Annotated in this window: 15 protein-coding genes and 2 other annotated features; of the genes, 14 read left to right on the top strand and 1 reads right to left on the bottom strand. The window is 35.4% G+C overall.

Features of this window, described 5'->3' with window-relative positions; all coding sequences use genetic code 11:
• Positions 1-769 precede the first annotated feature (769 nt).
• The 14 genes from polA (at position 770) to NSQ89_RS14895 (ending at position 15096) form a co-directional block, all read left to right on the top strand.
• Positions 770-3394 carry a DNA polymerase I gene (polA, locus tag NSQ89_RS14960; protein WP_053215650.1) on the top strand — a complete coding sequence of 875 codons (2625 nt, stop codon included), beginning with the start codon at positions 770-772 and terminating at the stop codon, positions 3392-3394.
• Positions 3395-3520: 126 nt separating this feature from the next.
• Positions 3521-4348 (top strand): DNA-formamidopyrimidine glycosylase, encoded by an 828-nt coding sequence (gene mutM / locus NSQ89_RS14955; protein WP_047941888.1) that lies wholly within the window; start codon positions 3521-3523, stop codon positions 4346-4348.
• Between the two features lie 78 nt (positions 4349-4426).
• Positions 4427-5062 (top strand): sporulation membrane protein YtaF, encoded by a 636-nt coding sequence (ytaF, locus tag NSQ89_RS14950; protein ID WP_047941889.1) that lies wholly within the window; start codon positions 4427-4429, stop codon positions 5060-5062.
• A gap of 146 nt (positions 5063-5208) precedes the next feature.
• Positions 5209-5814, top strand: a complete 606-nt coding sequence (coaE, locus tag NSQ89_RS14945; protein WP_047941890.1) for a dephospho-CoA kinase — start codon at positions 5209-5211, stop codon at positions 5812-5814.
• A 112-nt stretch (positions 5815-5926) separates the two neighbouring features.
• Positions 5927-6382: a transcriptional regulator NrdR gene (nrdR, locus tag NSQ89_RS14940; protein WP_047941891.1), complete on the top strand. Its 456-nt coding sequence runs from the start codon at positions 5927-5929 to the stop codon at positions 6380-6382.
• 105 nt (positions 6383-6487) lie between these two features.
• Positions 6488-7894, top strand: coding sequence for a replication initiation and membrane attachment family protein (locus NSQ89_RS14935; RefSeq protein ID WP_341132849.1), 1407 nt, complete (start codon positions 6488-6490; stop codon positions 7892-7894).
• Positions 7895-7915: 21 nt separating this feature from the next.
• Entirely contained in the window at positions 7916-8845 is a 930-nt protein-coding gene (dnaI, locus tag NSQ89_RS14930) for a primosomal protein DnaI (protein ID WP_047941895.1), read from the top strand.
• A 516-nt stretch (positions 8846-9361) separates the two neighbouring features.
• A complete protein-coding gene (gene ytxC / locus NSQ89_RS14925; RefSeq protein WP_047941897.1) occupies positions 9362-10207 on the top strand; it encodes a sporulation protein YtxC in 846 nt (281 codons plus the stop codon).
• A gap of 71 nt (positions 10208-10278) precedes the next feature.
• Positions 10279-10519, top strand: a binding site (T-box leader).
• Positions 10520-10601: 82 nt separating this feature from the next.
• The gene (gene thrS / locus NSQ89_RS14920; RefSeq protein ID WP_095258054.1) at positions 10602-12539 is read left to right on the top strand and encodes a threonine--tRNA ligase; all 1938 of its coding nucleotides are present in this window, start codon (positions 10602-10604) and stop codon (positions 12537-12539) included.
• A 188-nt stretch (positions 12540-12727) separates the two neighbouring features.
• Positions 12728-12865: a sequence feature (ribosomal protein L20 leader region), on the top strand.
• Between the two features lie 150 nt (positions 12866-13015).
• Positions 13016-13519, top strand: coding sequence for a translation initiation factor IF-3 (infC, locus tag NSQ89_RS14915; RefSeq protein WP_016201804.1), 504 nt, complete (start codon positions 13016-13018; stop codon positions 13517-13519).
• Positions 13520-13534: 15 nt separating this feature from the next.
• Positions 13535-13735, top strand: a complete 201-nt coding sequence (gene rpmI / locus NSQ89_RS14910; RefSeq protein WP_016201803.1) for a 50S ribosomal protein L35 — start codon at positions 13535-13537, stop codon at positions 13733-13735.
• Between the two features lie 26 nt (positions 13736-13761).
• A complete protein-coding gene (gene rplT / locus NSQ89_RS14905) occupies positions 13762-14118 on the top strand; it encodes a 50S ribosomal protein L20 (RefSeq protein WP_031534824.1) in 357 nt (118 codons plus the stop codon).
• Between the two features lie 67 nt (positions 14119-14185).
• Positions 14186-14452: a DUF1294 domain-containing protein gene (locus tag NSQ89_RS14900; RefSeq protein ID WP_082138309.1), complete on the top strand. Its 267-nt coding sequence runs from the start codon at positions 14186-14188 to the stop codon at positions 14450-14452.
• A 68-nt stretch (positions 14453-14520) separates the two neighbouring features.
• The gene (locus tag NSQ89_RS14895) at positions 14521-15096 is read left to right on the top strand and encodes a TVP38/TMEM64 family protein (protein ID WP_341132848.1); all 576 of its coding nucleotides are present in this window, start codon (positions 14521-14523) and stop codon (positions 15094-15096) included.
• A gap of 130 nt (positions 15097-15226) precedes the next feature.
• Here the strand turns inward: NSQ89_RS14895 and NSQ89_RS14890 are convergent, their stop codons facing one another.
• A complete protein-coding gene (locus tag NSQ89_RS14890; protein ID WP_047941901.1) occupies positions 15227-15580 on the bottom strand; it encodes a hypothetical protein in 354 nt (117 codons plus the stop codon).
• Positions 15581-15851 lie beyond the last annotated feature (271 nt).

Raw genomic sequence — 15851 nt, 5'->3', positions numbered from 1 at the left:
CCTCCGCTTTTCTACTTGTCTAGCTCTAGGTACCAGCGCCAGCTAAACTTCACGATTATCCCTACGATAAGTCAACATCGACTCTCTATCGTTCGTCGTGTATCCTTTATCTCAGTCGATAGTCTCCAGTTTGTACACCGATAAACAGCCTCCTCCACTTTTCTACTTGTCTAGCTCCAGGTACCAGCGCCAGCTAAACTTCACGATTATCTCTACGATAAGTCAACATCCATTCACTAGCGTTCATGGTGTATCCTTTATCTTGAGAGAATCGCTCCAGTTTACAAGGCGCTAAACGGTACCTTCCGCTTTTCTACCTCCTTTACATTGTTTTTACATTTGGTTTATGGTGGGTTTACACTTTGTTGGTACAATTATTTTTGAAGTCCCCCTTATCCATTTGGTTAAGGACTTAAGCTGAAAGCTACCCCGCTTTTGGCTTCCCCTTTTAATAGTGGGTATGGCAGGAAAGGAATCGTAAATGATTGGTGGTAGAATTGTGATCCTCTAATCCATGCCAGTGTCGATATACCTAAATTGTTTTTTTCTTCTGTAAAAATAGCGGAGTTTGTTGTTAAAAGATGTGTACTGCACGCATATTTCCTTGTAGGGTGAAATATGCACGTGTCTAGTAAGACCTCTTTTATCACAATCTCTGCTTTTTTACATTTATGAATATGTCATGTAAAATAAATAGTATTGAGTCGTGTAATAATCCCCGTTTATATACGAGAAAATATACCTTATTAAAAGGATGGAGGAGGATTTCTTGAAAAAGAAATTAATCTTAATTGACGGTAATAGTATTGCGTATCGAGCGTTTTTTGCTTTGCCTCTATTAAACAATGATAAAGGTGTGCACACTAATGCTGTTTATGGTTTTACTATGATGCTTATGAAAATTATCGAAGAAGAAAAGCCAACACATGCTCTTGTTGCCTTTGATGCAGGGAAAACAACTTTCCGTCATAAAACGTTTAGTGAATATAAGGGGGGGCGTCAAAAAACGCCACCAGAATTATCGGAGCAATTCCCTTATATTAGAGAGTTGTTGAAATCCTATGGTATCCATCATTACGAATTAGAAAATTATGAAGCTGATGATATTATCGGAACACTTTCTCTTCAAGGAGAAAAAGATGGTTTTGAAGTGGTTGTTATTTCTGGAGATAAAGATTTAACCCAATTAAGTTCGGATAAGACAACTGTCTATATCACCAGAAAAGGAATTACAGATATGGAGTCCTATACTCCAAGCCATATCCAAGAAAAATATGGACTGACACCTGACCGAATTATTGATATGAAAGGTCTCATGGGGGATAGCTCAGATAATATTCCGGGTGTTCCTGGTGTTGGTGAAAAAACCGCTATCAAACTGCTGAAGGAATTTGATTCCTTAGAAAATTTAGTCCAATCTATTGACAAAGTAAGTGGTAAAAAGCTGAAGGAAAAGTTAGAAGAATTTAAGGACCAAGCTTTAATGAGTAAAGAACTTGCTACTATTTTCAGAGAAGCTCCTTTAACCATAACATTAGAAGATACAGAATTTCCGGGCATGCAAATAGAGAAATTAAAGGAGATTTTTAAAGAACTTGGCTTTAATTCTCTTCTTGAAAAATTAGGAGATGCACCAGAAAAAGAAGAACTTGTATTAGAAGATATCGAATTTAAAACAGTGGAAAATATCACAGAGGATATTTTTTCTGATAGAAATATGATGTATGTTGAAGTACTAGAAGATAATTATCATTATGCACCTATTCTGGGAATTTCTCTTTTAAATGATAACGGCGCATACTATCTTCCAATTGACCATGCTTTAAAGTCGTCTGCTTTTAAAAATTGGGCAGAAGATGAAAAGAAAGAAAAGATTGTTTATGATGCTAAAAGATCGGAAGTATCGTTACGTCATCAAGGAATTCATTTAAAAGGAATTACATTTGATGTTCTTATCGCAGCATATTTAGCGGATCCTTCTGCAACCATTGAAGATGTTGCCTCTGTTGCTAAAAAATATGATTTTACTAATTTGCAATCAGATGAAGTATTTTATGGAAAAGGAGCAAAAAGAAAGGTTCCCGAACAAGAAATATTAGCAGACCATCTCGTGAGAAAAGCATTCGCTTTGAAGGCTATTCAAGAGAAAATGGAAGATGAATTGAGAAAGAACGATCAAGAAGCTTTATTTTACGATTTAGAAATGCCTTTAAGCTTGGTACTTGCTGATATGGAATCAACTGGAGTAAAGGTGGATGTATCTCGACTAAAAGCAATGGGGCAAGAGCTTTCCGAAAGGTTGAAAGAAATTGAAGGTCGAATTTATGAGCTGGCTGGTGAAACCTTTAATATTAATTCTCCGAAGCAACTTGGTGTGATTTTATTTGAAAAACTTGGATTGCCAGTTGTCAAGAAAACGAAGACAGGCTATTCCACATCTGCTGATGTATTAGAGCAACTTGCTAGTTCACATGAAGTAATTAGAGAAATATTAGAATATAGACAGCTGGGGAAATTGCAATCAACCTATATAGAAGGCTTGCAAAAAGTGGTCCATAATGGAAGAATTCATACAAGATTTAACCAGGTACTAACACAAACAGGTCGCTTAAGCTCGATTGATCCTAATTTGCAAAATATCCCGATTCGTTTAGAAGAAGGAAGAAAAATAAGACAAGCGTTTGTTCCGACAGAAGAGGATTGGGTTATTTTTGCGGCTGACTATAGTCAAATAGAGTTACGGGTACTTGCTCATATCGCTAATGATGAGAAATTAATCGAAGCATTTAGAGAAGATCATGATATTCATACAGAAACAGCTATGTCTGTTTTCCATGTAGAAGCTGACGAAGTAACCTCCAATATGCGGAGACACGCTAAAGCAGTTAACTTTGGTATTGTATATGGTATTAGTGATTATGGTCTTTCCCAAAGTCTGCATATTACAAGAAAAGAAGCGGCAAAATTTATTGAGCGTTACTTAGAAAGTTATCCAGGAGTAAGAAATTATATGGAAGAAATAGTAGCAGATGCAAAGCAAAAAGGCTATGTTTCCACTTTGCTTCAGAGAAGAAGATATTTAGCTGATATCACGAGCAGAAACTTTAATCTTCGCAGTTTTGCAGAGAGAACGGCGATGAATACACCAATCCAAGGAAGTGCAGCTGATATCATCAAAAAGGCGATGATTGATATGGCAAAGCGCTTGGAAGTAGAAGGTTTGAAAGCAAAACTATTGCTGCAGGTTCACGATGAATTGATTTTTGAAGCTCCTAAAGACGAAATAGACAAGCTAAAAGAAATTGTTCCAGATGTAATGGAACATGCAGTTGAATTAAGTGTGCCTTTAAAAGTGGACTATTCTTACGGCCCAACTTGGTATGATGCGAAATAATAAAGTCTTGTTTTCCAAAAGATTACTATTTTTTCAATGGTAATAATTAGGCGATGGTTTAAAGTAACAAATTTTACGAACCATAAAATACAAAAGAAATTTTTTACAAGAAAGGAGGAGATAGAAGTGCCAGAATTACCAGAAGTTGAAACGGTACGTAAAACGCTGAAACAGCTGACGCAAAATAAAATAATAAAAGAAGTGGTTGTATCATGGGCAAAAATGATTAAAAAACCAGAAAATGTGGAAGAATTTTCAGATGCATTGGTTGGTCAAACCATTTTAGATGTTAAAAGACGTGGGAAATTTATATTAATTGAAACAAATGATTTTACCATCGTCTCCCATTTGCGAATGGAAGGTAAATATGGAGTTTTTCAAGCGCAAGAGCCAGTTGATAAGCACACACATGTTATTTTCTTTTTTGAAGATGGTTCAGAGCTAAGATATAAAGATGTCCGGAAATTCGGTACTATGCATTTATTTAAAAAAGGGGAAGAATTAAACGCCATGCCCCTTTCCCAATTAGGACCTGAACCTTTTGCTGCTGACTTTACGATAGCGAATTTTTCAGAGCGTTTATCCAAAACGAATCGCAGTATCAAAACAGCATTGTTGGACCAAAAGATTGTGGTTGGGTTAGGAAATATATATGTAGATGAATCTTTATTCCGGAGTGGTATTCATCCGGAGAGAGTAGCAAGTTCTCTAGAAGAGAAAGAAATAGAAAAATTATATAAAGAAATCATTGCTACTTTATCTGAAGCGGTTGAAAAAGGTGGTAGTACGATCCGCTCTTATGTAAACACCCAAGGACAAATTGGAATGTTCCAGCTTGAACTATATGTATATGGTCGTAAAGGCCAAGAGTGCAAAGTATGTGGCCATACTTTAGAAAGAATTATAGTCGGTGGAAGAGGAACCGTTTTTTGTCCTAATTGCCAAAAAAAATAAAACAATAATCCTGAATTAACATTGGATGGGCTCTTTCCATATAGTATATTACTATTGATTTGGAAGGAGCTTATCTTTATGGTCCAGGTGTTTTCTCTTTTATTATTAGCAATCGCTGTTAGCATCGATAGCTTTAGTGTTGGTTTTACGTACGGACTTCGAAAAATGAAAATGCCCCTAAATTCTATTTTGATTATCGCCTGTTGTTCCGGTTTGACACTTCTGATTGCGATGTTAGTTGGTCATGTTATCTCAAGGATATTCTCCCCTTCGTTTGCAGAGAGTATAGGTGGGATTATTTTAATCCTATTAGGTGGTTGGATTCTTTATCAATATTTTAAGCCAAGCAAGGAAAAAGAAATACTAACAGAAGAAAAGAATATTATTAATTTTGAAATAAAATCTTTAGGGATTGTCATCAATATTTTAAAGAAGCCATTAACAGCCGATTTTGATAAATCAGGAACAATTACTGGGCTAGAAGCAGTTGTGTTAGGTTTCGCCTTGTCTTTGGATGCATTTGGAGCTGGAATTGGTGCTTCTATGCTAGGATTTCCTCCATTACTTTTAACGCTTGCTGTGATTTTTATGAGTACTTCCTTTGTTTTATTAGGGATTTATCTAGGGAGATTTCTTTCAGAGAAAAGTTATATGGATAAATTCTCCTTTATTCCTGGGATTATCCTAATCATTATTGGCATCTTTAAACTTTAATTTTTTATTTATGAAATTGGTTTTTTTAAGGCGGTGAACCTCCTTGGCTAATCGCCTTTAGAATTATCTATCTTCTTTCTTTTAAAAAGAGAAGGCTTTTTTCTCGATTTTGTTACATACTAAAAATCAATAAGGTAGGTATTTTTATGACGTTAATAGTTGGATTAACGGGAGGAATTGCGAGTGGAAAATCAACAATTTCCTCTTATTATCAATCACTAAATATTCCGATTATCGATGCGGACATTGAATCAAGACTCGCTGTGGAAAAAGGAGAACCAGCATATATAAAAATAGCGGCTCATTTTGGTAAGGAAGTTTTACATTCAGATGGAACGCTAAATCGCCAAAAGCTGGGAGAAATTATTTTTTCAAATGAAGAGGAACGGCGTGTGCTTAATAGTATTGTGCATCCTGATGTTAGAAGAAGGATGGAGGAGAAGCAGAGACAAGCAGTGGAAGCTGGCGAAAAAGTGGTGATTTTAGATATTCCCTTGCTGTTTGAAAATAAATTAAATCATACAGTTGATCGAACAATCTTAGTATATGTAGATCAGGATACTCAAATTGCGCGATTAATGAAAAGAAACGATTTAAGTTATGAGCAAGCGCTTAAAAGAATAAACGCTCAAATGCCGTTACAGGAGAAACTTGCACTTGCTGATGAAGTAATTAATAATAATGGATCGATGGAAGAGTCAATCCACCAAGCAAATAGAATTTTAAAAAAATGGGGAGTTTCCCCTCGCTGAATTTCATCTTTTAATAGAGAATTTTAGATAATTACTTGTACAAGCTTGTAATTTTATATAATATGAAGATAAGTATATACATGGAACAAAGAATTCGGAGCTGATAATAGAGATGAGATGTCCTACCTGTCAACATAATAACACCCGCGTTCTTGATTCACGACCAGTTGATGAGTATAAATCGATTCGAAGAAGAAGAGAATGTGAAGCTTGTGGGAATCGATTTACTACTTTTGAAAAGGTAGAAGAAATTCCTTTGATTGTAGTGAAGAAGGAAGGGACGCGTGAAGAATTTAGCAGGGATAAAATATTGCGCGGCTTAATAAGAGCTTGTGAGAAGAGACCGGTAGCTTTAAAACAATTAGAGGAAATAACAGCAGAAGTAGAGAAAGAACTTCGCAGTAATGCTGCTTCCGAAATAAAAAGTGAAGCAATCGGTGAGATGGTAATGGATCGACTGGCGAAAATCGATGAAGTAGCGTATGTACGTTTTGCATCTGTATATCGCCAATTTAAAGATATTAATGTGTTTATTGATGAATTGAAAGAATTAATTAAAAAAGATTAAAAAGTTACATGGAAAAGATTACTAAGGGAGCTAAAGATTTCTTTGGCTCTTTTTTGCCTTTCCTCCCTGTGGCGGAAAGGATTGAAATAGAAAGGAAGGATGAGTATGTCTCAGCATTGGCAAGACCTGCTTCCCGTCGATAGATATCGAGTAGCGGTGAATGGACTGTTGAGTGATTATGATCGAAAGACAATCACCTTCTTATATCAACCATTAATTGGGACAAAGTGTTTAGCTTTATACATGACCTTATGGGCAGAAGTGGAAGAAAATCGCTTGTGGTCTCTGACAAATACACATCATAGCTTAATGAATTTTATGAGTTGTGGTTTAAATGATATATATGAAGCAAGATTAAAGTTAGAAGGAATTGGTCTTTTAAAAACATATTTAAAGAAAGAAGATGGCAATCGGTCGTTTATCTATGAACTACAGCCGCCTTTATCACCAGCTCAGTATTTTCTTGATGGAATGTTAAATGTTTATTTATATAGAAAAATTGGAAAAGCACAGTATAGCAGATTGAAAAAATTCTTTTCGGATGAAAAAATCGTGGATCCTAGTTTTCAGCCCATAACGAAAGCCTTCCAAGAGGTGTTTGTGTCTGATCATAGTGGAGCTGTTCGAGCAATGCATGAATTAGAGGAAGAAGATACTGCTGATCAAACCTATATGGGAAGAGAAGAACAAGCGGGAATACAAATTACTAAGAGCGATTTTGACTTTGAATTGTTATATGCAGGAATACACGATTCTTTATTATCGAAAAAGGCATTTACGAAAAAGGTGAAGGAAGCAATCCATAATCTTGCCTTTATTTATGGAATTGATCCGATTCAAATGAAGAATATTGTCATTAGTGCGATTAACCAACAGGATGAGATTGATATTGAAGAACTGAGAATAGCTGCTCGTGATTGGTATCAATTTCAACATAATGACTTGCTGCCGATGTTAGTGGATCGGAAACAGCCGCAAAAGGATTATTCATCAACTGATGCGCCAAAATCACAAGAGGAAGAATTAATCTATTATTTAGATCATACCTCCCCGCGTCAAGTGTTGAAGGACGTTTCAGGAGGGGCAGAACCTTCCAAAACAGATTTGCAAATAATCGAAGAAATAATGTTTTCGCAGAAGCTGCTTCCAGGTGTAATCAATGTACTAATTCAATATGTTATGCTAAAAACAGATATGAAATTGACAAAGGGATATATGGAGAAGATTGCTGGCCAATGGGTTCGAAAGAATATCCGTACAGTAAAAGAGGCAATGGCTCTAGCCAAAAAAGAGCATAAGCAATATATGGAATGGGCTCAAGGTAAAAAAAATCCACAGTCGAAGTCAACCCGAAAAGTTATTCGGACAGAAAAAATTCCCGAATGGTTTGGGCAAAATCAGGATAACGAAGGAACGAAGAAAACGGAGGGAAATACTTCTTCTAAGGAAGCAAACGATCAAGATTTGGAACAAAAAAAGCGTGAGCTGGAAGAACGCATAAAAAAATTATAATATCAGGTGGTGGAGTAAACGGTGGAAAGAATTAACGATACCTTAAAGAAATTTGGTGCGGGTAATAATTTTCAGGAACGATACCGTGCTATGAAGCAGGAAGTGCTTGCACATCCTGATGTAAGAGCCTTTCTACGAGAGCATGAGGATGAGCTTACTTCCAATGCAGTTGATGTGGGCATGATAAAGCTATATGAATATGCCAATCAAAGCAAAGCTTGTAATAAATGCCCTAGTCTTCAGGAATGTGTAAATATGATGCAGGGATACCATCCTAGTCTAGTAATAGTCAGAGGGAATATAGAGATTCAGTATGACCGTTGTCCCCGTAAGTTGACGGAAGATAATCAGAAGAAAAAAGAGAAGCTGATTAAAAGCTTATATGTACCAAAGGATATTCTAGAGGCTTCCTTTAATACCATTGATCTTGACGGAGAGAGAATGGAGGCAGTGGAAGCGGCTATCCGATTTGTAGAAGATTATAAACCTGGTGAAAGACATAAAGGGATCTATTTTTATGGAGAGTTTGGTGTAGGAAAATCGTATATTTTAGGAGCAATTGCTAATAAGCTTTCACAAAAGCAAATTTCCTCTATGATTGTATATGTTCCTGAATTATTTAGAGAAATGAAGAGCTCCATTGCTGATAGTACATTAAATGATAAAATCGAAAGTATAAAACGTGAGCCTATTTTAATGCTGGACGATATCGGAGCAGAAACAATGTCTAGTTGGATTCGAGATGAGGTGCTTGGGCCGATTTTGCAGTTCAGAATGTTAGAGAATTTACCAACGTTATTTACGTCCAATTTTGACTTTAGTGGCTTAGAGCATCATCTTACTTATTCGCAAAGAGGAGAAGAGGAAAAGATGAAAGCGATGAGAGTAATGGAGAGAATTCGTTATTTATCTACACCTATTCGCGTCAAAGGGAAAAATAAGCGACTATAATAAGTTAAAAAGTTTCAATTTCTATGAAGGAGAAATGTGTGTTGACGGAAATTTCAAATGCGGAAAAATTAGCAATAAAGCGATATAATCAGTTTCTTTTCTTTGTATCAATAACGATATTGTTATTGTTAATTCCCTTTTTTCTATCTTTTTACAGCCCGGGAATCTATAAGATAATCCTAGCGTTATTAGTATTTGGTTTAACCTATACGTATATAACAAAGAATAGAAGATTACTTGCATATATTAGAACTCGATGCGAAAAGCGTTCTATTTCGTTTCAAAAATTGTATATAGGATATATTATTTTGTATGCTCTCGTATTAGGAGCTATCCTATTTTTTTTATGATTGGTTTATAAAGTGGTGAGGACAGACTAAGTGGATAGTCTGTCTTTTTTGTTTTTTAACTATTTTTTATAATCGTCCATTAATCTGCATACATATTTTAAGTCTATTTTCTACCTCCCCCCCATATATATGAAATCGAGGACTTCTTTATAAAGGGGGGATACGGTTGATTGAAATTCAATTTCATGATCAAAAAGATGCTTTGAGATTTTTGCGCATACTGAAGAAACAGGTAAAATATGTGGAGTCGTTTGACAGAGTGGACGACGACAATAAGTGTATAGTCGTTAAAACAGATGGAAGCAGTCAGGAGATAAAGAAATGCTTAACCGCTTTTATCTTGCATATAAAAACAGATGATTGGGCGAGAGAAATATTAAAAAATCGTTATTTCTATATGGATGAACTAGAACAGCGGAGTATATTAGAAATACTTCACAGTTTAGTGGAGGAAGAGCGGGAAGGACTTACCACTTTAATAAAAGAGATAAACATAAAGAGTTGTCTTTCAGAGTGTATGAATAACTTCATAATAGAACAACATAAAGAATTTTCCTTTGATTCCTTTGTGACCTTTCGATTAAAGTCTTTTATTGGAAAGTTGATAAAATACATAGAATTATCGATTGATGAGTACAAAATGGAACAAGAATATCAGGTGTTTATTCATACTTTGCGAAATTCCCTTTCCAAAAAGGCTGCAAAAGTGAATCATATTCATGTGTTAATTGATCTAGAAATACAATTTTTTGATACAGAATACCGGGAAATTCCCCAGCAAGAGCTAATGATGCTGTATGATCAAAAAAATGTTGTTTCTTCTACCCATTATATCGATCCCTATTCTCTAGGACCATTGCTTGCGATCGCACCGAAAACTATCTTTTTGTATACAGAGGATAGAGAATTACCTATTGTGCGAACTATTTTAAATATTTTTGAAGAACGAGTACAACTTTTAGATAAAGAACAGTTTTTTCTAAGAATAAGCACACAGACAGAAATGAAGTAAGTTTCCCTTTAATTCCCTTGATTTTATGTCTAGAAAAGCATATAATAACGTACATAAATTAACTATAACTTATACATGTAATGATAAGGACAATAGTTTTCTTGTACGGTTTCAAGAGAGGGAAGGATGCTGGGAACTTCCTAACACGATAAGATTGCTTACCACCTTTAAACTTCAGTCAGGAACGGGATTATCCTCAGTAATGACTGGCGGTTTCAGCAGCCGTTATCTGTTTAAACTAAAGCCAGACATTTTCATTGTTTGGGAATTAGGGTGGAACCACGTGTTTTTACTATAAAACTCGTCCCTTCGCATAGGGACGGGTTTTTTTGCGTTTTAATCGGTTCTTATCGTACAAGAAAAGCTTAATGGCAAAAATAAAGGAGGAAGTTTCATGTCAGAATTAATTAAGATTACATTTCCAGACGGAGCGGTAAAGGAGTTTCCAGAAGGGACTACAACAGAAGATATTGCGGGTTCCATTAGCCCAGGCTTAAGAAAAAAAGCACTAGCAGGGAAAATTAATGGCTCTTTATATGATTTGAAAAGACCTATACTAGAGGATGCTTCTTTTGAAATCATTACACCGGATAGCCCAGATGCTTTAGAAATCTTACGCCATAGCTCTGCGCACTTAATGGCACAAGCTATTAAACGAATTTATGGAAATGTTAAGCTCGGTGTAGGGCCAGTTATCGAAAATGGATTTTACTATGATATTGATTTAGAGCAATCGTTAACACCTGAAGATTTACCGGCTATTGAAAAAGAAATGAAAAAAATTATTAACGAAAATCTGGAGATTGTCCGCAAAGAAGTAAGTCGCGCAGAAGCGATTGAGCTTTTTAAAGAAATGGATGATGAATATAAACTAGAGTTAATCGATGCAATTCCTGAAGACGAGACAGTAACATTATACCAACAAGGAGAATTTATTGATCTTTGTCGCGGTGTTCACGTACCATCTACTGGAAAACTAAAAGAGTTTAAATTGCTGAACATTGCAGGTGCATACTGGAGAGGGAACAGCGATAATAAAATGCTTCAACGTATTTATGGAACTGCCTTTTTTAAGAAGAATGAGTTAGAAGAGCACTTACGCTTTTTAGAAGAGGCAAAAGAAAGAGATCATCGCAAAATCGGAAAAGAATTAGATTTATTTATGACTTCTCAAAAAGTCGGACAAGGCTTGCCGCTATGGCTGCCAAAAGGCGCAACAATCAGACGCATTGTAGAACGTTATATTGTAGATAAAGAAGAGCGATTAGGGTATAACCATGTGTATACACCAATCATGGGAAGTGTTGATTTATATAAAACATCTGGACACTGGGATCACTATCAAGAAGATATGTTCCCTGTGATGGAAATGGATAATGAGCAGCTAGTTCTTCGTCCGATGAATTGTCCGCATCATATGGTTGTATACAAAAATGATATTCACAGCTACCGCGAGTTACCAATCCGTATCGCAGAGCTTGGCACAATGCATCGTTACGAAATGTCTGGTGCTTTATCTGGATTACAGCGTGTTCGTGGAATGACTCTAAATGATGCCCATATTTTTGTAAGACCAGACCAAATTAAAGATGAATTTAAGCGTGTTGTAAACTTAGTGCTAGAAGTATATAAAGACTTTAATATTACAGATTACTCGTTCCGTTTATCTTATCGTGATCCTGCAGATACAGAGAAATACTTTGATGACGATGCGATGTGGAATAAAGCACAAAGCATGCTGAAAGAAGCAATGGACGATCTAGGTCTAGATTACTTTGAAGCAGAAGGAGAAGCAGCATTCTACGGTCCGAAATTAGATGTGCAAGTGAAGACTGCCTTAGGAAAGGATGAAACACTTTCTACTGTCCAATTGGACTTCTTATTACCAGAACGCTTTGACTTAACATATGTTGGAGAAGATGGAAAGCAGCATCGTCCAGTAGTTATCCATAGAGGTGTAGTGTCAACAATGGAGCGTTTCATTGCATTCTTGATTGAAGAATACAAAGGAGCATTCCCTACTTGGTTATCACCAGTACAAGTACAAGTTATTCCAGTATCACCTTCTGTACATTTTGAATATGCAAAAGAGGTGCAAGAAAACTTACAAAGACACGGTTTCCGCGTTGAGCTGGATGAGCGCGACGAAAAAATCGGCTATAAAATACGTGAAGCACAAATGAAAAAAATTCCATACATGCTAGTAGTGGGAGACAATGAAGTAGAAGACAAAGCCGTAAATGTCCGCAAATATGGAGAACAAAAATCAGAAACAGTTTCTTATGTAGATTTCTTAGAAAAGTTAACACAAGAAGTGAAATTATCCAATTAAATGAGTTGTATTTCCAAGCCGGAATTTCTGATTGTTAACCTATATTCCGAGCTTTTCTGAAATTATGCATAAAAAGTATTGCATTGAATCCATTATTTTGATAAAATTTTTCTCGTTGTGATATTTCTTTCGTTGACTTATAGATATCAATTGTGATATAGTTACTAAGGTAAATTGAATACGAGTTTGAGGAAAAGAAGAAGCACCCGCTTCTCACCTGATTGACACAGATTCCAAGTAGTTAACAGGTATTACGTAAAACATTTTAGGTCTTACTATGTTATCGTAAGTGTGGGTGAATTGATCATCCACACTTTTTTATTTGGATGATAAAGATTACAAAGCCTACGATGTCAACTTGGGAGTCAAGTGTCAATTAGTATCTAATCTAGAGAAGGTGACCTAGAATAGATTATTCTTGACCCGAACGTTGTATTCGTCATTAACCTTGGAGGTGTTTAACTATTAGCAAAGATATGATTTTAAATGAAGGCATTCGTGCTAGAGAAGTTCGTCTTATTGACCAAAATGGAGAACAGCTTGGGATTAAAACGAAATTTGAAGCTCTTGAAATTGCAACACGTGTTAATCTTGATGTGGTTCTTGTTGCTCCAAACGCAAAGCCGCCAGTAGCTCGAATCATGGACTACGGTAAATACAAGTTTGAACAGCAAAAGAAAGAAAAAGAAGCACGTAAAAATCAAAAAATCATTAATATTAAAGAGGTTCGCCTTAGTCCAACTATAGATGAGCATGACTTTAATACAAAGCTTCGTAATGCTATTAAGTTCCTAGAAAAAGGCGATAAAGTAAAAGCATCCATCCGTTTTAAGGGACGTGCTATTACACATAAGGAAATCGGTCAACGTGTACTTGTTCGTTTTGCAGAAGCTTGTGCAGAAGTTGCCACTGTGGAATCACATCCGAAAATGGACGGTCGAAGCATGTTCATGACTTTAGCGCCTAAAAACGACAAGTAAGAGGAGGAATACCAAATGCCAAAAATGAAAACTCACCGCGGAGCTGCTAAACGTTTCAAAAAGACAGGCTCTGGTAAATTAAAACGCTCAAAAGCTTATACTAGTCACTTATTTGCTAACAAATCTACTAAGCAAAAACGTAAACTTCGCAAAGCTGGATTAGTATCCAAAGGCGATTTCAAACGCATTCGTCATTTATTAGACAACATTAAGTAATTTTTTCAATATAGGAGGGAAATAATATGCCACGTGTTAAAGGCGGTACAGTTACACGCAAACGTCGTAAAAAAGTTCTTAAATTAGCTAAAGGTTATTATGGTTCAAAACATACATTATACAAAGTTGCAAACCAACAAGTAATGAAATCATTAATGTATGCATACAGAGATCGTCGTCAAAAGAAACGTGATTTCCGTAAATTATGGATTACTCGTATCAATGCAGCTGCTCGTATTAACGGTCTTTCTTATAGTCGTTTAATGCACGGATTAAAATTAGCTGGTATCGAAGTAAACCGCAAAATGCTTGCTGAACTTGCTGTAAGTGATGAAAAAGCATTTGCTGAATTAGCAACAGTTGCAAAACAAAACTTAAAATAAGTTTTTTTAAAAGAAGGTACCTTATACCTTCTTTTTTTCTATACTTTTTTGCGAAAGGGGAGAACATGTGATTACATATGTATTAATCTATTTGGCAGTAGTGAATATATTCGCTTACTCTCTAATGGGGATAGATAAAAAAAGAGCAATTAAGCATCAGTATCGGATAAGTGAAAAAACATTGTGGATTACGGCTATTCTATTTGGAGCGCTGGGTTTATTTATTGGAATGAAAAAGTTTCGTCATAAAACAAAGCATGTTTCTTTCAAATATGGTTTACCTCTCTTGACATTACTAGAAGCTGGGATTGTACTTTATGTACTAAATGTTTAGGCATATTCTCATCTCTTTTCTTATACACTGTAATAACAACATGATTCTTTAGAGCAGAAGGTGATAAGATGGAAGAGCAGTTATCAGTCCTATTTGTAATGGTAGAAGTTAGTGGGATATTAGCACCGATTATTTTTATTTTATTCCATACACTTCGGCAATTTTTGTTTATTCCTCCTATTCTAGTCTGTATTGCGGGAGGAGTTTTATTTGGAGTGACGCTTGGTACCATCTATTCTATTATCGGCTTAACCATTAATTGTCTCTTATTCTATGCGGTCATTCACCGCTTGCCAAAAACTCATAACAAACTATCTCATCTAAAAAAAAGATGGTTTGGTGAATATCGTAATTTAACACTCGGACAAATCTCCGTTTTAAGATTGATCCCTGTGTTTCATTATCATTTATTAAATTTCTGCTTGTTGGAAAAAAGAAAAAGTTTAAAGGAATATAGTAAAACTTCTTTTATAAGCAATGTTCCTTTAGCATTTTTCTATACTATTTTTGGCCAATTTATCAGTCAATTCTCGTTGACAATGGTTGTGATCATTTTGTTTGCTTTAGCGATACTTGTTTATATCTTACGGGAAAAAATTACGGTAATAAAATGGAGAGAATTTTTTAAAGAGGCCCATGAATAAAAAGGAGAATTTAAGACCTTCTTTCTTAAATGAATATAACCCCTGAACCATTATACGAAGCTTTCTTGTATGCATGTATAATGGTTCAGGGGTTTATTTGGTTGATTACGGAAGTTCGAGCTTCCGTTATTTACGACTTTTTAAACCGTGTCCATTCGATTTTTGCCTTTGGATAGATAGACAATAGTGACTGTTCTATATCGGCTTTATCTTGAGTGGACAACTTTGTATTATAAGGATTTGTAGGAAAGAGTAAAATGTGATCCACTTCTTCAGCAGCAGCGTATTTTTCCCCCTCAAGCAAATGACCTTTATATGTTAGTAAGAGATTCATTCTTATATTATCTTTTTTATCAAACAAATAAAATGTTCCACGCTTTTGCGCGAATGTTAATCTTCGCTGCGGATTCGTTAAGAAAGAAGTGAGTCGAAATAACCCATAAATAAGAAATGAGAGAAGAACGATTAACAAAAGCCATTTCATAAAAGAGCCTCCAGTAACTTAAATTTTCAGGATTAACTAATAGAATACGAAAGAGAACATAAAAGGTTTCATTTTTAGAAAAATATTTTAAAAAAGAAATAAAAATAAATAGAAACAAAGAATTGATACATAATATAAGCAAGTGTTCTTTTCTATACCCGTAAGACGAAGGAGTAACCTCTTTTGAATAAAGCTATACTTAAGAAGTATCTTATACTTTGTACTATAATTATTTTCTAGTATAATGATGAAGAATATATTATATTGAGGG

Origin of the sequence: Niallia sp. FSL R7-0648 (assembly GCF_038007005.1) — a bacterium.
In the GTDB taxonomy this organism is placed as follows: domain Bacteria; phylum Bacillota; class Bacilli; order Bacillales; family Cytobacillaceae; genus Niallia; species Niallia circulans.
Note: the sequence above shows the minus strand (reverse complement) of the source record. Positions and strands in the feature narration are given on the sequence as shown.

Coding starts and splice junctions, on each gene's coding strand:
- ytaF (WP_047941889.1), top strand. CDS start 4,427: ATGGTCCAGGTGTTTTCTCTTTTATTATTAGCAATCGCTGTTAGCATC.
- coaE (WP_047941890.1), top strand. CDS start 5,209: ATGACGTTAATAGTTGGATTAACGGGAGGAATTGCGAGTGGAAAATCA.
- nrdR (WP_047941891.1), top strand. CDS start 5,927: ATGAGATGTCCTACCTGTCAACATAATAACACCCGCGTTCTTGATTCA.
- NSQ89_RS14935 (WP_341132849.1), top strand. CDS start 6,488: ATGTCTCAGCATTGGCAAGACCTGCTTCCCGTCGATAGATATCGAGTA.
- thrS (WP_095258054.1), top strand. CDS start 10,602: ATGTCAGAATTAATTAAGATTACATTTCCAGACGGAGCGGTAAAGGAG.
- infC (WP_016201804.1), top strand. CDS start 13,016: ATGATTTTAAATGAAGGCATTCGTGCTAGAGAAGTTCGTCTTATTGAC.
- rpmI (WP_016201803.1), top strand. CDS start 13,535: ATGCCAAAAATGAAAACTCACCGCGGAGCTGCTAAACGTTTCAAAAAG.
- rplT (WP_031534824.1), top strand. CDS start 13,762: ATGCCACGTGTTAAAGGCGGTACAGTTACACGCAAACGTCGTAAAAAA.
- NSQ89_RS14895 (WP_341132848.1), top strand. CDS start 14,521: ATGGAAGAGCAGTTATCAGTCCTATTTGTAATGGTAGAAGTTAGTGGG.
- NSQ89_RS14890 (WP_047941901.1), bottom strand. CDS start 15,580: ATGAAATGGCTTTTGTTAATCGTTCTTCTCTCATTTCTTATTTATGGG.